Here is a 16,499-nt window from a genome sequence, read left to right as displayed (position 1 = left end):
CGCCCAAAAACCGGCAGCCCCACGGATACCGCCCAGGCAATTGATGCATTCGGCATAAATTGCTATTGTACCCAATATAACAAACAGCCGGGAGCAGGCGATGAATCAGAGCAGCTACCAGAGAATTCTGCAGAATCATAAGCTCAAACCCCGCGAGGACTGGCTGGAAATCAGGACCATCGATATGCACACCGGCGGCGAGCCGCTGCGGGTCATTGTCGACGGCTTCCCGCAAATCCACGGGACGGATGTACTCAGCCGCCGCAACTACGTGCGGGAGAACCTGGACCAGTTGCGCACGGCATTGATGTGGGAGCCCCGCGGTCACGCGGATATGTACGGCTGCCTGCTGCTGCCGCCCAATGATGCAGACGCGGACTTCGGCGTTATCTTCCTGCACAACGAGGGCTACAGCACCATGTGCGGCCACGCGGTGATTGCGCTGGCCACCCTGGCGGTGGAGATGGGCTGGGTGGATGCCCGCGGTCCCGGCAATGAAACACCGGTCACCATAGATGCGCCCTGCGGCCGCATCCACGCTTTTGCGAGCCAGGATACTGCGGGGCGGGTGAGCGGCGTGCGCTTCCTGTGCGTGCCCTCATTCGTGCTGGCACAACAGCAGCGGATACAGGTACCGGGCCTGGGCGAGATTCAATACGACCTCGCCTATGGGGGAGCCTTCTACGCCTACGTCGACGCCGCACAGTTGCCATTTGCGCTGAAGCCCGAAAACGCCAGCCGCATTATCGACACCGGGCGCGCGATAAAAAGCGCGGTAATGGACAGCGGCCCTGATATACGCCACCCGTTTGAAGCGGATCTCAGCTTTCTGTACGGCACCATCTTTATCGACAGCACCCCCACCGGCAGCGCCGACAGCCGCAACGCCTGTGTTTTTGCCGACGGCGAGCTGGACCGGTCGCCCACCGGCTCCGGTGTGGCCGGGCGCATGGCGCTGCATCACGCCCAGGGCACCCTGCCCGCCGGCCGCCCGATGCGGATTGAAAGCATTACCGGCAGTGTCTTTAGCGGCCGGGTTGCCGAAACCGTGCAGTACGGCGAGTACGACGCGGTGATTCCAGAGATACAGGGCTCGGCAAGTGTCACCGGTGAACACACTTTCTATATCGATCCGTCCGATCCATTCAAGGACGGATTTTTTCTGCGCTGATTAACTCGAGGTCAATTGCATGCAGTACATCGACCAGCAACAAGTGGCCGACTCGCTCGACTATCCGGCCTTGATCGAGGGGCTGCGGAGCGCGTTTCGCGAGCGACAGATAGAGGTGCCACCGCGCCACCATCACCACTACCCGTATTCGCACGGGAGCGACGCCGAAAACACCCTGCTGCTGATGCCCGCATGGCAGAGAGACGGCTACCTGGGTGTCAAGACTGTTGTGGTCGCACCGGACAACACCGAGCAGCCTTCGATCCAGGGTCAGTATGCGCTCTACGATGCATCCACCGGCACCCCCAAAATCGTTATGGACGCCGCCAGCCTGACAGCGCGCCGCACCGCCGCCGCCTCAGCCCTGGCCGCGGACTACCTGGCTCCTGCCGCTGCGCGCACGCTACTGATGGTGGGCACAGGCACTCTGGCACCGCAGCTGGTCAAGGCGCATTCCAGTGTACGCCCGATAGAGCGGGTACTGATCTGGGGCAGAAACGAAGACAAGGCACAACAGCTGGCAGAATCGCTGCGGCAACAGGACTACCCGGCAAACGCCTGCAGCGACCTGCAGCGGGGCCTAGCGGAAGCGGATATCGTCAGCTGCGCGACCCTGAGCAAAACGCCGCTGCTACACGGCAACTGGATACGCCCCGGCCAGCACTTTGATCTGGTGGGCGCCTTCCGCCCGGATATGCGCGAAGTGGATGACGAACTGATCCGCCAAGTGGACCTGTATGTGGACGTCCTGCCCCAGGCGCTGCAGGAAACCGGCGACCTGGCCATCCCCATCGCCAGCGGCGTACTGGACCCGGACTCCATAGGCGGAGACCTGTTTTCCCTGTGCCGGCAATCCGCCCCGATACCGCGTGCCAAGGACAGCATCACCTGCTTCAAATCGGTCGGTCACGCACTGGAAGACCTGGTGGCGGCGCGGCTGGTTTACCAAAAGTTCCTCAGCGGGACTTGAGTGGGCCGTACCCGCCACGCACGCCCACCATCCGGCTTGAGAGGCTTTGTCGGCGCCCGCTAGAAGTATGCTATCCAAATAGCGGGCGCCCCCGCCCCGACTGCTGCGCAGAGCAGAGGAGGCCTGTATGAGTGATCCCTTCAACCTCGAGCGGTTCGTGTCGGCACAGAGCAAATCCTACGATGCGGCGCTGGCGGAGCTGGTCAGTGGCCAGAAGCGCTCCCACTGGATGTGGTATATCTTTCCGCAGATCGCCGGGCTCGGGCACAGCGCCATGGCGCAGCGCTACGCGATCAGCGGTTTGGAAGAGGCCAGAGCCTATCTCGCCCACCCGATTCTGGGCGACAGGCTGAGGGAATGCTGCGAGCAGCGGTTAAGGAACCTCTGAATAATTCCGCGATACCTCTGGCTTGCAGAGCGGTTCACAATCAAGGCGCGGCTTCGCAGGAATGTCTAGACCTTTCAAGAAGCCGCAACGCAGAGTGTGGATCGCTCTGCGAGCCCCGCAGAGGCATTGCGGAATTATTCAGAGGTTCCTTAACACTGCAGGGACGCACGGCACACCAGATTTTCGGCAGTGCGGATGACCTGAAACTCCGCTCGAGTATGACGCTGTTCTCCGCCGCAGAAGGCGGAAACAGTGTGTTCGATAAAGTGCTGGAAAAATATTACGACGGACAAACGGATCCACGCACCGCCGCCATTCTCGACGCACTCAACCAGACCTGAAGCCTCGGCTTGAGCCGCTGAGAAGCGCGAGAAGGTCAATCGCTTAGCACGCGTCACCTATCTCAGGCAGCAGCGCGCTCCAGGTCGCCACTCCCCAGCCACCGGTCCATTACCAGACAGGCGGTCAGATCGCCGGTCACGTTGACCGCGGTGCGGCACATATCGAGAATTCTGTCCACGCCGATAATCAGGGCTATCCCCTCCGGCGGCACGCCGATTCCGGCCAAAATGGTCGCGAGAATCACGATACCGACCCCCGGCGTGCTCGGCGAACCGATGGAGGCGCCGACCGTGGTTATCGTCAAGCCCGCTAACTGCGCAGTGCTCAACTCGATACCATACACTTGGGTCAGGAAAACCGCCGCGATCACCTGGTACAGTGCCGTGCCGTCCATATTGACCGTCGCCCCCAGCGGCACGATGAACTTGGCAATGGATGGCCTTACACCGAGGGCGCTTTCGGCTGTCCGCATCGACAGCGGCATCACCGCGGCGGAACTGGAGGTGGAAAACGCGAGAAGCTGGACACCGCCGACACGTTTTAGGAAGGCCAACGGGCCTACCGGGGTAAGCAGCGACACAATTAACAGATAGAACAGCAGCAGTGTCAGCAGTCCGAGTATTACCGTGCCCACATACACAGACATCCCCAGAATGGCGGTCAGGCCGACTCTGATAGAGATATCCGCCAGCAGGCCGAATACCGCCAGGGGCGCGAACAACATGGCCCAACCCACGATCTTTAGTGCGATCTCCTGCACGATACCCAGAGCGTAGACGGCCGTATCGCGCCGCCGCTCCGGCAGCAGCATGACCGCGACGCCGGTGAAGATGGCGTACACGACCAGCTGCAGCATATTGCGCATGGCCATACTTTCGTTCAGGTTCGCGGGGATCAGTTCCGCGATGCGCTCGGGCAGCGGCTTCGGCTCCACGGCCACCGGCGGCAAGGCGCCCGGCAACTCCGTCGCCACCGAAAGCAGTGCTTCGTCGATGTAGTTGCCGGGCTGAATCAACTGAACCAGCACAATGCCGATCAGCACCGCCACTGTTGTCGTGGCGACGAAATAGGGCGCAATTCGCAGACCGACCCGCTTTAGCTGTGCCACGTTACCGCTGCCGCACAAGCCCAGGATGATCGATGAAATCACCAGGGGGATCACCACCATCTGGATCATGTTCAGGAAAACAGCTCCGGGCAACTTCAACCAGCTCGCGAGCTCCATACTCAGTTCTTCGTCGACCAGCGCCGCGCCCTCCGGCGACAACAACAGGCCGACGGTCAGCCCCAGCGCCATGGCCACCAGAATCTGCATCCAGAGACGCGTGCGGACCAGTATCCGCAGTGATTCAACAAGCCGTATCAGATAGCTGCTAGTGCCGTAATTCGTCATCGAGATACCAGGAAATATTGAAAAAGGGGCGGACCGGCAGACAACCGTGCAATAGCATTCACCGCGCAAGCAAATATCTCCCCGTGAAATATCCGCTTGCCGCCGCCGGAATACTGGCGAAGATACGTGGATCTTCCGCTATTTCAAGGGCGGGATCCCCCAATTTCGCTGCGCCCGGTAGGTATTTACAATATCATCCGGGTCTTCGGCCAAAGAGATCAACCAGCGGCTCCTGTTCGGAAGGCAGCCACCATGTCCAGCACCACATCTTGCACCCGCTCCCGCCTGTTCGCCCACTGCCTGATCGCCGCCGCGACTCTGCTAGCTCCCGCGGTCCGGGGGGATATCCCGCTGCAGGCGCCGCTGCCGAAACTGATTCCCTGGCAGGGCGCCTCTGAAATTTTGAAAGGTCTAGACATTCCTGCAAAGTCGCGCCTTGATTGTGAACCGCTCTGAAAGCCAGAGAGGCCATGGAGTTATTCAGAGGTTCCCTACCATTCCGGCGAGATCGACGGCAAGGATGCCAGCCTGATGCTGCTCAGGGACTATGTGCGCGGCGACCGGGCACTGCACCGCTTGATCGAGCAGGTCAACCTGCTGCTGATCCCCATCCTCAATGTAGACGGCCACGAGCGCGCCGGCCCCTACAGCCGCATAAACCAGCGGGGCCCGGACAATGCCGGCTGGCGCACCAACGGCAACAATCTGAACCTGAACCGCGACTACAGCAAGCTCGACACCCCGGAACTGCGGGCGCTGATGGACGTGATCAACACCTACAGACCCAGCCTCTACCTGGATATCCATGTCACCGACGGCGAGGACTACCAGTACGACATCACCTACGGCTACACGGGTTCTTTCGCCAGCGATTCGCCGGCCATTGCCAGGTGGCCGGAAAGCCGGCTGCAGGAAGATCTGGACGCGGCGCTGTCTGCCGCCGGGCATATACCCGGGCCGCTGGTGTTCGGTGTGAATCCGCAGGACTTCGCCCAGGGTATCACCCGCTGGACCGCGAGCCCGCGCTACTCCAACGGTCTCGGCGATCTGCGCCACACACCCACGGTGCTGGTGGAGAACCATTCACTGAAGCCCTATCGCCAGCGGGTTCTGGGAACCTATGTACTGATCGAAGCGGCTCTGCGCACACTGGCGGAAGACGGCGCAACACTCGCCAAGGCCATTGCCAGCGACCAGCGGCGTCGCCCGCAAACCCAGGTGCTGGCGTGGAAGACCAATAAACCCCCCGACCTCACCGTATTTGCGCAAGCCCCCTTCAAGGGTATGGCATACAAAAAAGAAAAGAACCCCATCACCGGCGCGGAGCAGGTGGTCTGGCTCGGTGAAGCCAGGGACTACCCCGCCCTGCCCGTTTTTGTCGATTCAGACCTATCTGCAATATCCGGTGCTGATGCAGTACTGAGCGCCCCGGCTTACACCGCCATCTCGCCGGGGAACTCGGCTTCCGCGGCGCGGGGGAATTCGTCGAAGACGCCGAGCTCATCGCCCAGTGACGCGAGTCTGTCCGCGCCGATCTCCCCCTGATCACAGAGGGTGGCCAGCGCGGCGTAGGCGATACTGGCTGCATCCACTTCGAAGTACTTGCGCAGATGCTGCCGCGATTCACACACGCCGAAGCCGTCGGTACCCAGCGCGACATAGCGCCCCGGCACCCAGCGCGCAATGCTGGCGGGCAGCGCGCGCATATAGTCGCTGCAGGCCACAACCGGACCATCCACTGCAGCGAGTACCTGTTCCAGGTAGGATCTGTGTTTTTTCCCGGGCTCCAGCCGCTTCAGGCGCTCGGCCCGCTCCGCGTCGCGCGCCAGTTCCGTATAGCTGGTCACACTCCACACATCCGCACGGATACCGCGATCCGCGAGCAGTGTCTGGGCCTCCAGCACCTGCTGCATGATGCTGCCGCTGCCGAAGAGCTGCACCGAGGGCCCTGCGCGATCGGCCTCGTCCGCCGGGCGGAAGAGATAGATTCCCCTGCGCACGCCCTCTTCGATGCGCGCCTGCGCCCCGTCGGGAATCGCCGGCATGAGGTAGTTCTCGTTGTAGACAGTGATGTAGTAGAAAACCTGCTCGCCCCGTTCGTACATCTCTTCGATACCGTCGCGCAGCAATATCGCCAGCTCGTAGGCAAATGCCGGGTCGTAGCTGCGCAGGTTCGGCACCGTCGATGCCAGTATGTGGGAGTGACCGTCCTGGTGCTGCAGGCCTTCGCCATTCAGGGTGGTGCGACCGGCGGTACCACCGAGCAGAAAGCCGCGGCACATGCTGTCGGCACAGGCCCAGATCATGTCGCCGACCCGCTGAAAGCCGAACATACTGTAGAAGATATACAGCGGAATGGTCGGTATTCCGTGGTTGGCATAGGCCGTGCCGGCGGCCAGGAAGGAGGCCATGGCGCCCGCCTCGCAGATACCCTCCTGCAGGATCTGCCCGTCCGCCGCCTCGCGATACGGCAGCAGGCTGTCGGCGTCCACCGGCAAATACTTTTGCCCGCCGGGGGCGTAGATACCGGCCTCCCGGAACAGCGCCTCCATGCCAAATGTGCGCGCCTCATCCGGCACTATCGGCACTATGTATTTGCCGACGCGCTTGTCCTGGATCAGCTTGGCCATCATCCGCACCACCGCCATGGTGGTGGAAAGGGTGCGCTCTCCGCTGCCGCGATAGAACTCTGCAAAGAGCGCCCTTTCCGGAGCGGTCAGCGCTACACAGTCCACCCGCCGGTAGGGCATACCGCCGCCGAGGGCGCGGCGCCGCTCCCGCAAATAGCGCAGCTCCGCGGAGTCCTCTGCCGGGCGATAGAAACTGGCCCGGGCCAGTTCGTCGTCCGCGAGCGGAATAGCGAGCCTGCGGCCGATATCGATGCGCTCCTGTGCGGAAAACTGTTTCTTCTGGTGCGCGGTGTTTCTGCCCTGGGTCGATTCGCCCAGCCCGTCCCCTTTCACCGTCTTGACCAGTATCACCGTCGGCCTGCCGGTGGTTTTCGCGGCCCGGGCAAAGGCCGCATAGATTTTCTTCGGGTCCTGGCCGCCGCGCTTGATCTCCCCGACCTCTTCATCGGTCAGGCTGCTCATCAGCGCCTGCAGCTCGGGGGAGTTTTCCACCCAGTGCTCGCGCTGGGCGCCACCGGGGCGGGTGGAATACATCTGGTAGTCTCCATCCAGGGCTTGGTCCATGCGTCTTTGCAGCGCACCACTGTGATCGTTCTGCAGCAGCGTATCCCAGCCGCTGCCCCACACCACCTTGATCACCTGCCAGTCGGCACCGCGGAAACTGCGCTCCAGTTCCTGGATGATTTTTCCGTTGCCGCGCACCGGGCCGTCGAGACGCTGCAGATTGCAGTTGACCACCAGCACCAGATTGTCGAGCTTCTCCCGCGCGGCGATATTGATGGTCCCGAGCACTTCCGGCTCGTCCGCCTCACCGTCACCGATAAAATTCCAGATCTTGCCGCCGTTCTCCGGCTTCAGCCCCCGCGCTTCCAGGTATTTGACGAAACGGGCCTGATAGATGGCGGACGGGGTGGATAGCCCCATAGACGCGGTGGGCGCCTGCCAGAACTCCGGCATCTGGCGCGGGTGCGGGTAGGAGGAGAGACCGCCGCCCGGCTGCAACTGGCGGCGGAAATTCCGCAACTGCGCCTCGGTAAGCCGCCCTTCCAGGAAGGCCCTGGCGTAAATACCCGGCGCCGCGTGGGCCTGCACGTTGAGCATATCACCGCCATAGCCCGCATCCCGACAGCGGAAGAAGTGATTGAACCCCACCTCGAGCATGGTCGCGGCGGAGGCATAGGTGGCGATATGGCCGCCCACACCGGCACCGCTGTCGGCCGCCTGCAGCACCATCGCGATGGCGTTCCAGCGGATTATATTCTCGATGCGCCGCTCCACCTCCAGGTTGCCGGGATAGGCCGGCTGTTCGGACAGCGGTATCGTGTTTCGGTAAGGGGTGTTCAGCGGTGCCTGATCCAGCTGCACACCGCGCCTGAGCAGACCCTCCTGCAGCGCCCGCAGTATTTCCTCTGCGCGGCCGGCGCCCTGGTAGCGCAGAATATCGTCCAGAGACTCCAGCCACTCCTGCAGCTCTAAATCCTGATCCTCAATGAAATCGCGGGGATTGACTTGCATATTCACGCTGCACCCTTACCGGCTCGACAGTTGTGGGAAAGGCCAGCTCGCAACCGGCGCCCGGACAGCAGCGAAAGGGTTTTCAGCGATGCCGGGGCGCTCGTGCGATGGCGACGTTTTGTTTCCTAAAGTGAATCGGGCGCTGTCAGGCAGCGCTGGCCAGAGCCTGTTCCAGATCCGCCACTATGTCCTCGGCATTTTCCAGGCCCACCGCAAGCCGGATCAGCGTGCGGGAAATACCGGCCTCCGCCAGTTCTTCCGGATCGTAGGTGGAGTGGGTCATGGACGCCGGGTGCTGGATCAGGGTTTCGGCGTCGCCGAGGCTGACCGCGCGCTTGCACATCTTCAGCTGGTTGATAAACGCCACCGCCTGCTCGAAGCTGCCTTTCAGCTCGAAGGCCATAACGCCGCCGGCACCGTGCATCTGCTTGCCGAGCAGTCGGTAGCCGGGATGGTCGGGGAGCCCGGGATAGTAGATTTTCTCGACGGCACTGTGTCTTTGCAGGTATTCGGCCACCTCCTGCGCATTCTCACAGTGACGCTGTACGCGCAGGTGCAGGGTTTTCAGGCCGCGGATCACCAGCCACGCACCGTGGGGGCTCATCACCGCCCCCATATCCTTGCGCGTGGTCATCTTGATATGGTCGATGAGTTCTGCGGGGCCGCACAGAATGCCGGCCACGACATCGCCGTGGCCGTTCAGGTACTTGGTTGCGGAGTGCAGCACCAGGTCTATGCCGTGGCTCGCGGGGCGCTGCAGGATTGGCGACATAAAAGTGTTATCGATGACCGTGATGATATCCCGCTCCCGGGCGATAGCGGCAATGCTGTCCAGATCGATCACGGTCAGGCACGGGTTGATCGGCGTCTCGCCGTAAATCACCTTGGTATTCGGCTTGATGGCCGCGCGGACCGCCTGCTCATCCGCCAGATCCACGAAGCTGACTTCGATACCCAAAGCGGGCAACTGGTGGTTGAAAAGCGCAAAGGTGCAGCCGTAGAGGCGGTGGGACGTGATCAGGTGATCGCCGGCCTTCAGCAGGGCGAAAATCGCCGCCGAAACCGCGCCCATGCCGGAACCGAAAGCCGCCGCCGCCTCGGTTTCCTCCAGCACCGCCATACGCGCCTCCAGCTCATCGACGGTCGGATTCCCCAAGCGGGAATAGATATGCCCCCGGGCATCGCCGGCAAAGCGGTCCGCGCCCTGCTGCACATCGTCGAAGACAAAAGTCGAGGTCTGGTAAATCGGCGTCGACAGGGGGCCGTGCTCACCCTGGGACTTCTTGCCGCCGTGGATGGTATTGGTCTCGATGTTTTTGGATTCCCACATAGGTGCCTCTTTTATCGTTATAAATCCGACGGGGCACATAGGTGCCCTGTCTAGGGTTCCGGCAATTCCAGCTGCGTCGTCTGCTTCAGCGCCTTCAACACGATGCTGGTGTGTATCCGGGCAATGCCCGGCAGAGGTATCAGGCGCGTGGCGATAAAGTGGTCGAGTGCCCGGTTGTTCACGGTGGAGACCTTGATCATGTAGTCGTACTCACCGGTAACGTGATAGCACTCGAGCACTTCCGGCATCGCCACCAGGCGATCCAGCACCTCGGCGATTCGCTCGTGCTGGTGCAGCTCCAGGGCGATCTCGATCAGGGCCAGGTTGTCGTGACCCAGCTTTTCCCGATTGAGCATCGCCGCATAGCCGCTGATATAGCCCTCCTCCTCCAGACGCCTGACCCGGGCCAGCGTGGCCGGCGGCGACAGGTGCACGCGGTCGGACAACTCCACATTGCTGATCCGGCCCTCGGCCTGGAGGACCCGCAGGATGGCTATATCGGTGCGATCCAGCGACGAGATCGAGTTTAACATCGGGCAAGCCTCTCGGATTTAAATTAGGCAAAAGCCACATTATTCAAAATATTATTAGGCATCAAGCGAATTTTGCACATGAAAATGAAGAATATTCTGCTTCTACCCGGTCAGCCTTGCCGAATATTAAGTGGGCCAAAAGCTTCCCGGGGGGCGGCTCCGGACAGGACGCGGTACTGCCCCGGCAGCCACGGCACAGTTGATCGAGATCAATCCAAGCGGAGTGACAGAGGCTATCCTTGCCCCAACTCACATACCGGTGACATCCATGCATTCCAACTTCCAGAAACTGATCAGCGCCGCCCAGGCCCAACCCGAACCCCAGAGACTCCTGTTCCTGCTGGCAAAGGCAGAGCGCAGCAACAACTCCAAGAAATCCACGGCCAGGGGGGCAATCACACCGGTGATGTGTGTGGACAAGCTACCGGAGGAGCTCACCAGCTTTGCCGACTTCGTCGCCGAAGCCGACGGGATAGACCAAAGCTGGAATATGATCCTGATCGCCGGTCTGAACGGGGAGCAGGGCCGGGCACCGGCCACCGAAGAGGCCGAGCCGCTGCTGAACAAGATGGCGAACGACCTGATGCAAGGGCAGGATCTCTCCCGCTACCTGATTCTGGACCGGGAAGAAAACCAGATCGAGATGATGCCGCGCTAACCGCGAATAGCCCGCCCGACCTCCAAACGCCGATCTGAGCACCCCGGCGGGAGCGGTCATCCGCCCCGCCCCGCATATCATCCGTCGGTCGCCGCCACAGCCCCGCTTCCCATGCGCGCGCATCGCTCCCCCAATGGGCGATACACATCCAGTCACAAAAAGCCACAGAGGCCGGCAGTAATAGCCGCGCTTTTGAGCCAGACTGTTGGGGCAATTTCAATCCCCGATCAGTTCCCCCGCGCAGGAGCAACCAGGGAAAATGACAGAACCCAAGACACCCCTCACGCGGCCCCAGAAGCTGGGTATGGTGGCGTTGACTTTCGCGATCTTTTTGATCGCCAACGATTTCACCGCCTTCTCAGTCGCCCTGCCCGCCATCGAGAAGCACTTCAATTCAGACATCACCACGACACAGTGGGTGATCAATGGCTACGCGCTGGTAATCGGCGTCCTGATCGTATCCGGTGGCCGCCTGGCCGATATGTTCGGGCGACGGCGGATCTTCTTTATCGGCACCGCAATTTTCGTCGCCTTCTCGATACTGGGCGGGCTCGCGGTAGATATCTGGATGCTGTTGATCTGCCGCTGCCTGATGGGGATCGGCGGCGCAATGATGTGGCCATCCATTCTGGGCATGACCTACAACCTGATGCCCGAGGACCGCGCCGGCCAGGCCGGCGGCCTGATAATGACCGTCACCGGCTTCGCCAACTCGGTCGGGCCACTGCTCGGCGGCACGCTCACCGACGTGCTGAGCTGGCGCTGGATATTCTTTATCAACGTGCCCATCGCCGCCCTGGCCGTGTTTATCTGCTGGAGGGAAATAGCCGACGACAGGCCGGAAGATCGCGGGGAACATATCGATTACGCGGGCGTCACCACGCTGTCGCTGTCCCTGTTCGGCCTGCTTCTGGCCCTGGATCTCGCCGTGGATATGGGTTTCAAGAACCCGCTGATCATGGCTCTGCTGGCAGCCTTCCTTATCTTTATGGGTCTCTTTATCAAGGTGGAACGCCACAAGGGACGCAGCGGATTGATCCCGGAGGACGTGGCCAGCAACCGCAGGTTTTTCGCCGCCGGTCTGACGACGCTGCTGCTGTCGGTGATTTTCTTCGCCGCCCTGCTCTACATCCCGCAGTATCTGACCAAGGTAAAGGGCTTCTCGGCGATGGGTGCCGGCGCCGGGCTATTGCCGATGATGGTGACCTTTGCGCTTATGTCCTACCAGTCGGGGCGGCTCTACGAGAAGCTCGGCGCCAAGCTGATTATCACGGCCGGGATCATCTGCCTGGGTGGAGGCATGTTTATGCTGTCGCACCTGCACAAGCACACGGAATTCACGGCACTGGTGCCGGGCATGATAGTGCTGGGCGCCGGCATCGGCCTCTTCTACCCGACGATCACGACCGCCGCAATCACCTCCGTAGATCCGAGCAGATCGAGCCTGGCCGGCGCCATTCTGTATATGTTCCAGATTGCCGGCGGCGCCATCGGCCTCGGCATGAACACCACTATTGTTGCGATGGCTCCGGATATTACCACCGGTATCGATCGCGCATTTACCGTCAACTCCTATCTCACGCTGGTGGGATTGGTTGTCTGCCTGCTATTTGTGAGCGGCAAACCGGTCGAGCGGACACGGAAGAACCGGGGCGATTAGATCCCCACAGCGGCCAAGCCCGATTGCATGAGCTGAGTGAATAGATCGATGCAGTTTTTCTGACAGGATTGACGGGGCGGCTTTGCCAAACTGCCCAGCAACAAAATTTATATATCACCGGTAAAGCCGATATCTCGGCGTCAAGTTTTGACCAACGCCGTAAACAGGAGTGCCTAGGGAACCTCTGAATAACTCCATGGCCTCTCTGGCTTTCAGAGCGGTTCACAATCAGGGCGCGACTTTGCAGGAATGTCTAGACCTTTCAAAAAGTCACAACGCAGAGTGTGAATCGCTCTGAAAGCCCCGCAGGGCGGGCCCTGAAGCATGCACCTGCGGCGTTGCAGCTCTTGCAAAGGGCCGAGCCATTCGCTGCGAGCTGCGCCTTGCATCTGCACGCTTCAGGGCCCGCAGAGAGGCTATGGAGTTATTCAGAGGTTCCCTAGTTCTTATACCCCGGCACTACTAGACAGCGAAAAACACGGCAACAAGGGTAAGCAACCGCTTTCGTTACACGACTATAGAAGCTGTTTCACAACTAATACGCGGGCGCCTGGCGGCATCCGGCGGTGCTCGGCACCCTCATGTACTACCTGTACACTGCAGTGCCTCCGCTCCGGCGGCCACCACCAGTCACCCGCTCGCTACGTTGTGAAACAGCTTCTAGCCAGAATACGGCACTTGCGGTACTGTACAAGCTTTCAGGTTTTATTGAGGGCTGCATGTCTACGGATCTTATCGATGCACAGGTATCGCCAACCGGGCAGTTCGACATTCTGTCCAAGTACGAAATCCACAAGCTCAGCCGTGAAAGCCGCGGTCCTCAGTACCAGACCTTCCGCAACTGCGCCCTGGCCGTACTCAGTAGCGGCGGCTATATGGATAACGGCAAGGAACTTCTGGAAACCTATGCCGACTTCGACATTTCCGTTGTCCCGACAGAGCGCAGCGTAAAACTCCAGGTAAAAAATGCCCCCGCCACCGCTTTTGTAGACGGCAAGATGATTCGCGGCATCGCCGAGCATCTGTTTGCCGTACTCCGCGACATCATCTATGTGAACAGCGAAATCACCGGCGACCCGCGCTATGACCTGGTCTCCGCTCAGGGGGTCACCGACGCGGTATTCCATATCCTGCGCAATGCCGGCACTTTTGACCGCACCCGCGCACCCAGACTGGTGGTGTGCTGGGGCGGGCACTCCATCTCGGGCGAGGAATACGACTACACCAAGGATGTCGGCTATGAGCTGGCGCTGCGACACCTCGATATCTGCACCGGCTGCGGCCCGGGCGCGATGAAGGGCCCGATGAAAGGCGCCACCATCGGCCACGCCAAGCAGCGCGACCGGCGCGGCCAGTACCTCGGCATTTCCGAACCCGGCATCATCGCCGCAGAAGCGCCCAACCCGATCGTCAACCAGCTTGTCATCATGCCGGATATCGAGAAACGCCTGGAGGCGTTCGTGCGTACCGGCCACGGAATCATCGTATTTCCCGGCGGCGCGGGCACCGCCGAGGAGATCCTCTATCTTCTCGGCATACTCCTGCACGAGGAAAACCGGGAGCAACCCTTCCCGGTGATCTTTACCGGACCGGCGAGCGCCGCCGACTACTTTACACGTATCGATCAGTTTATTACCGACACCCTCGGCGAAGCGGCCAGATCCAGGTACCAGATTATTATCGACGACCCGCAGGAAGTGGCGCGGCAAATGGCCGCTGGCATCGACGAGGTGCGGGAACACCGCAAAGAGACCGGCGATGCCTATTACTTCAACTGGCAACTGAAGGTATCGACGGAGTTCCAAAGGCCCTTCGCCCCCACCCACGAAAACATGCGCAGCCTCGAGCTACACAAAAAGCAGAAACCCTATCTGCTGGCCGCCAACCTGCGCCGCGCGTTCTCCGGCATAGTTTCCGGCAACGTCAAGGACGAAGGTATTCGTATCGTGGAGAAGCACGGCCCCTATGAACTGTGCGGCGATCCGGCAATTATGCACAGCATCGACACTCTGCTGGAGTCTTTTGTGAAGCAGCAGAGAATGAAGCTACCCGGTAAGGAATACATTCCCTGCTATCGGATCAGTGCTGGATAACAGCTTACATATAGGCGGTCAGGTCGACGCCTTGGCAGGAGTTATCAGTAAATAAACAGAGGTCATCAAGTTGGTCTGACCCAATTTATTCCAAAGACCCAACGCGGCGTCGGGATTTCCGACTATTCGGCGGGTCGCCGCAGCCGAAGTGCAGCGCACGGAAGCCGGCAATCAAAAAAGCCAGCCCACCATCGGGCTGGCCTTTCCCACTCCCTCCCCAACCGGGGAGGGTCAGGTCAATCCAGGGACTTCAGGATCTCCACGTGGTTCAGGTACATCGGGTTGATATCCTTCAGGGTAAACATCCCGGTTACGTCCACGTGGTCCCAGCCGGATTTCTTGCCCATATGCTGCCACACACCGGGCACCGGCAATCCATTGTAGTCCTGGTAGGGAGCCCCCGTCGGCGCCACCATGCTGTTGGTATTCACCACGCTGTCATTGGCGAACCAGCTGGCATCCACACCCAGGTTGCTGTTCGTGTATTGCCCCATAAACAGGGACTGCGGCATGAACGGCAGGAAGGTGGAAGCTGTGGGGTAATGCTTCTGCGTGAACAACCCCTTGTAGGTGGATTGGTTCGAATAGGAGAAGTAGTAAACATCCGGATAGGTGATGGCACCGCCGTAGATATGGGGCGCCCCCTCCGCACTCAGGTCATAGAGTGACGTATCCACGGACTCGTCCCACAGAGTGTGGTCCTTGACGCGCTGGAAGTAGTCACTCCAGCTCTCCCCGGATTGGCGGGTCAACGCCCACTGGTCCAGCTTCAGGTCGTAGACCACGTTCTCGCCGCTGACCAGACCCGCCGCCCGGTAGATGGCGGTGACCAGTTGCTCGGTAATATCCAGCGGGTTGAAGAACTCGGTCAGCGTGGTGCCGTTGTGGGGCGTGGACACCGTGGTGATGCTGTGCACCCAGTTCCTGCCACCTTCGAACACTGTGCCGGCCTCGTAGTTTTCCTCCGGAGAGCCATCCCGCAGCAGCTTCAGCAGTACCCGGGCCGTCTGGCCACCCTGACTGTGGGCGATGATGTGGATCTTGTTGGATGCATCCCAGTCTGGCAGCAGCCCGCCGAAACAGCGGCCGAATTGACTGTGCCCATGGGTCGCGGCATGGGTTGCCCCGTAGTTCACACAGCCGCCCTTCAACTGGTAGTAGGCCTCCACCGCGCGGTCCCAGTTGGAGCTGAGCGGCCCGACGGCCAGAGTGACGGTGTCATGCCCCTGGGATTTCAGGTATTCCTGCAGGTCCTTCTTGCCGTTCCAGCCGCCGCCCCAGTACTTGAAGCCGAACAACTCGTTGCGGCCCCAGCCTGCGAAACCATGTAGCAGGACAACAGTGTCATTATTCTCGGCCGCGGCGGCAGCGGAACTGGCGGGAGTTGATAGAGCCTGCAGTTCAAACACCTGATTGTTGTCATAATTGCAGGTGTACTGCTCCAGTTTCTGGTAGCCCGAGCTGGACACGCTGTTGTTCACGTCCAAGCACTGGTAGCTGGACTTCGGCCGTATCACGTAGCCTGAACCGTAGGGCACGAAGCGGAACAGCTGGTTGTCACTGCCGTACCCCTCGCCCTGCTCGATTGCCGTACCCGCGGCTTCGGCAAAATTCCGCACCGACAACGAGAGCCCGCTATTGGTGTTCTGGATCTTGTAGTAACCGTCGGCCTGGTGGGTCAGCTCGAACGTCTGCGCGCTGGTGCCGTAACCGCTCATTCTACGACGTTATTGCCCCATCCATAGACCTCTGATCGCAGTGGATTGCTGGCAAACTTGTCCTTCCATAGCCGCGGCGTCAGATCCGCAACCTCTCT

The 16,499-nt window shown here is 60.7% G+C and carries 14 protein-coding genes and 1 other RNA gene; 10 read left to right on the top strand and 5 right to left on the bottom strand.

Features of this window, described 5'->3' with window-relative positions; translation table 11 throughout:
* The first annotated feature begins 100 nt into the window (after positions 1-100).
* The 4 genes from ACXAF3_RS07965 (at position 101) to ACXAF3_RS07950 (ending at position 2,870) form a co-directional block, all read left to right on the top strand.
* Positions 101-1,171 (top strand): proline racemase family protein, encoded by a 1,071-nt coding sequence (locus ACXAF3_RS07965; protein WP_475111759.1) that lies wholly within the window; start codon positions 101-103, stop codon positions 1,169-1,171.
* A 19-nt stretch (positions 1,172-1,190) separates the two neighbouring features.
* Positions 1,191-2,141: a bifunctional Delta(1)-pyrroline-2-carboxylate/Delta(1)-piperideine-2-carboxylate reductase gene (gene lhpI / locus ACXAF3_RS07960; protein WP_475111758.1), complete on the top strand. Its 951-nt coding sequence runs from the start codon at positions 1,191-1,193 to the stop codon at positions 2,139-2,141.
* 127 nt (positions 2,142-2,268) lie between these two features.
* A complete protein-coding gene (locus tag ACXAF3_RS07955) occupies positions 2,269-2,529 on the top strand; it encodes a DUF1810 domain-containing protein (RefSeq protein ID WP_475111757.1) in 261 nt (86 codons plus the stop codon).
* The gene (locus ACXAF3_RS07950; RefSeq protein WP_475111756.1) at positions 2,499-2,870 is read left to right on the top strand and encodes a DUF1810 family protein; all 372 of its coding nucleotides are present in this window, start codon (positions 2,499-2,501) and stop codon (positions 2,868-2,870) included. Before ACXAF3_RS07955 ends, ACXAF3_RS07950 begins: the two co-directional genes overlap by 31 nt.
* A 62-nt stretch (positions 2,871-2,932) precedes the next feature.
* Here the strand turns inward: ACXAF3_RS07950 and ACXAF3_RS07945 are convergent, their stop codons facing one another.
* On the bottom strand, positions 2,933-4,264 hold the full coding sequence (locus ACXAF3_RS07945) for a dicarboxylate/amino acid:cation symporter (protein WP_475111755.1): 1,332 nt from the start codon (positions 4,262-4,264) through the stop codon (positions 2,933-2,935).
* 252 nt (positions 4,265-4,516) lie between these two features.
* Here ACXAF3_RS07945 and ACXAF3_RS07940 point away from each other — a divergent pair, with 252 nt between their 5' ends.
* Positions 4,517-4,720 carry a hypothetical protein gene (locus tag ACXAF3_RS07940; protein WP_475111754.1) on the top strand — a complete coding sequence of 68 codons (204 nt, stop codon included), beginning with the start codon at positions 4,517-4,519 and terminating at the stop codon, positions 4,718-4,720.
* Positions 4,721-4,771: 51 nt separating this feature from the next.
* The gene (locus ACXAF3_RS07935) at positions 4,772-5,809 is read left to right on the top strand and encodes a M14 family zinc carboxypeptidase (protein WP_475111903.1); all 1,038 of its coding nucleotides are present in this window, start codon (positions 4,772-4,774) and stop codon (positions 5,807-5,809) included.
* Here ACXAF3_RS07935 and aceE read toward each other — a convergent pair.
* The 3 genes from aceE to ACXAF3_RS07920 all read right to left on the bottom strand — a co-directional run bounded on the left by aceE (position 5,698) and on the right by ACXAF3_RS07920 (position 10,272).
* On the bottom strand, positions 5,698-8,409 hold the full coding sequence (aceE, locus tag ACXAF3_RS07930) for a pyruvate dehydrogenase (acetyl-transferring), homodimeric type (RefSeq protein WP_475111753.1): 2,712 nt from the start codon (positions 8,407-8,409) through the stop codon (positions 5,698-5,700). The genes ACXAF3_RS07935 and aceE overlap by 112 nt on opposite strands.
* A gap of 145 nt (positions 8,410-8,554) precedes the next feature.
* Complete coding sequence (gene megL, locus ACXAF3_RS07925) at positions 8,555-9,739, bottom strand: methionine gamma-lyase (protein ID WP_475111752.1); 1,185 nt, start codon at positions 9,737-9,739, stop codon at positions 8,555-8,557.
* 50 nt (positions 9,740-9,789) lie between these two features.
* Positions 9,790-10,272: an Lrp/AsnC family transcriptional regulator gene (locus tag ACXAF3_RS07920; RefSeq protein WP_475111751.1), complete on the bottom strand. Its 483-nt coding sequence runs from the start codon at positions 10,270-10,272 to the stop codon at positions 9,790-9,792.
* A gap of 268 nt (positions 10,273-10,540) precedes the next feature.
* Here ACXAF3_RS07920 and ACXAF3_RS07915 point away from each other — a divergent pair, with 268 nt between their 5' ends.
* From ACXAF3_RS07915 to ppnN, 4 genes are all read left to right on the top strand, one after another.
* Entirely contained in the window at positions 10,541-10,930 is a 390-nt protein-coding gene (locus ACXAF3_RS07915) for a ribonucleotide reductase subunit alpha (RefSeq protein ID WP_475111750.1), read from the top strand.
* Positions 10,931-11,189: 259 nt separating this feature from the next.
* A complete protein-coding gene (locus tag ACXAF3_RS07910) occupies positions 11,190-12,590 on the top strand; it encodes an MFS transporter (RefSeq protein WP_475111749.1) in 1,401 nt (466 codons plus the stop codon).
* Positions 12,591-13,171: 581 nt separating this feature from the next.
* A non-coding RNA gene (locus tag ACXAF3_RS07905) (sX9 sRNA) lies at positions 13,172-13,249 on the top strand.
* Positions 13,250-13,309: 60 nt separating this feature from the next.
* Positions 13,310-14,683 carry a nucleotide 5'-monophosphate nucleosidase PpnN gene (ppnN, locus tag ACXAF3_RS07900; RefSeq protein WP_475111748.1) on the top strand — a complete coding sequence of 458 codons (1,374 nt, stop codon included), beginning with the start codon at positions 13,310-13,312 and terminating at the stop codon, positions 14,681-14,683.
* 236 nt (positions 14,684-14,919) lie between these two features.
* Here the strand turns inward: ppnN and ACXAF3_RS07895 are convergent, their stop codons facing one another.
* Positions 14,920-16,401, bottom strand: coding sequence for a lipase-like domain-containing protein (locus ACXAF3_RS07895; protein ID WP_475111747.1), 1,482 nt, complete (start codon positions 16,399-16,401; stop codon positions 14,920-14,922).
* Positions 16,402-16,499 lie beyond the last annotated feature (98 nt).

The sequence above is a fragment of the Microbulbifer sp. ABF4_143 genome, assembly GCF_056160225.1.
The sequence above is the reverse complement of the archived record's forward strand: the minus strand, read 5'-3'. Positions and strand labels throughout refer to the sequence as shown.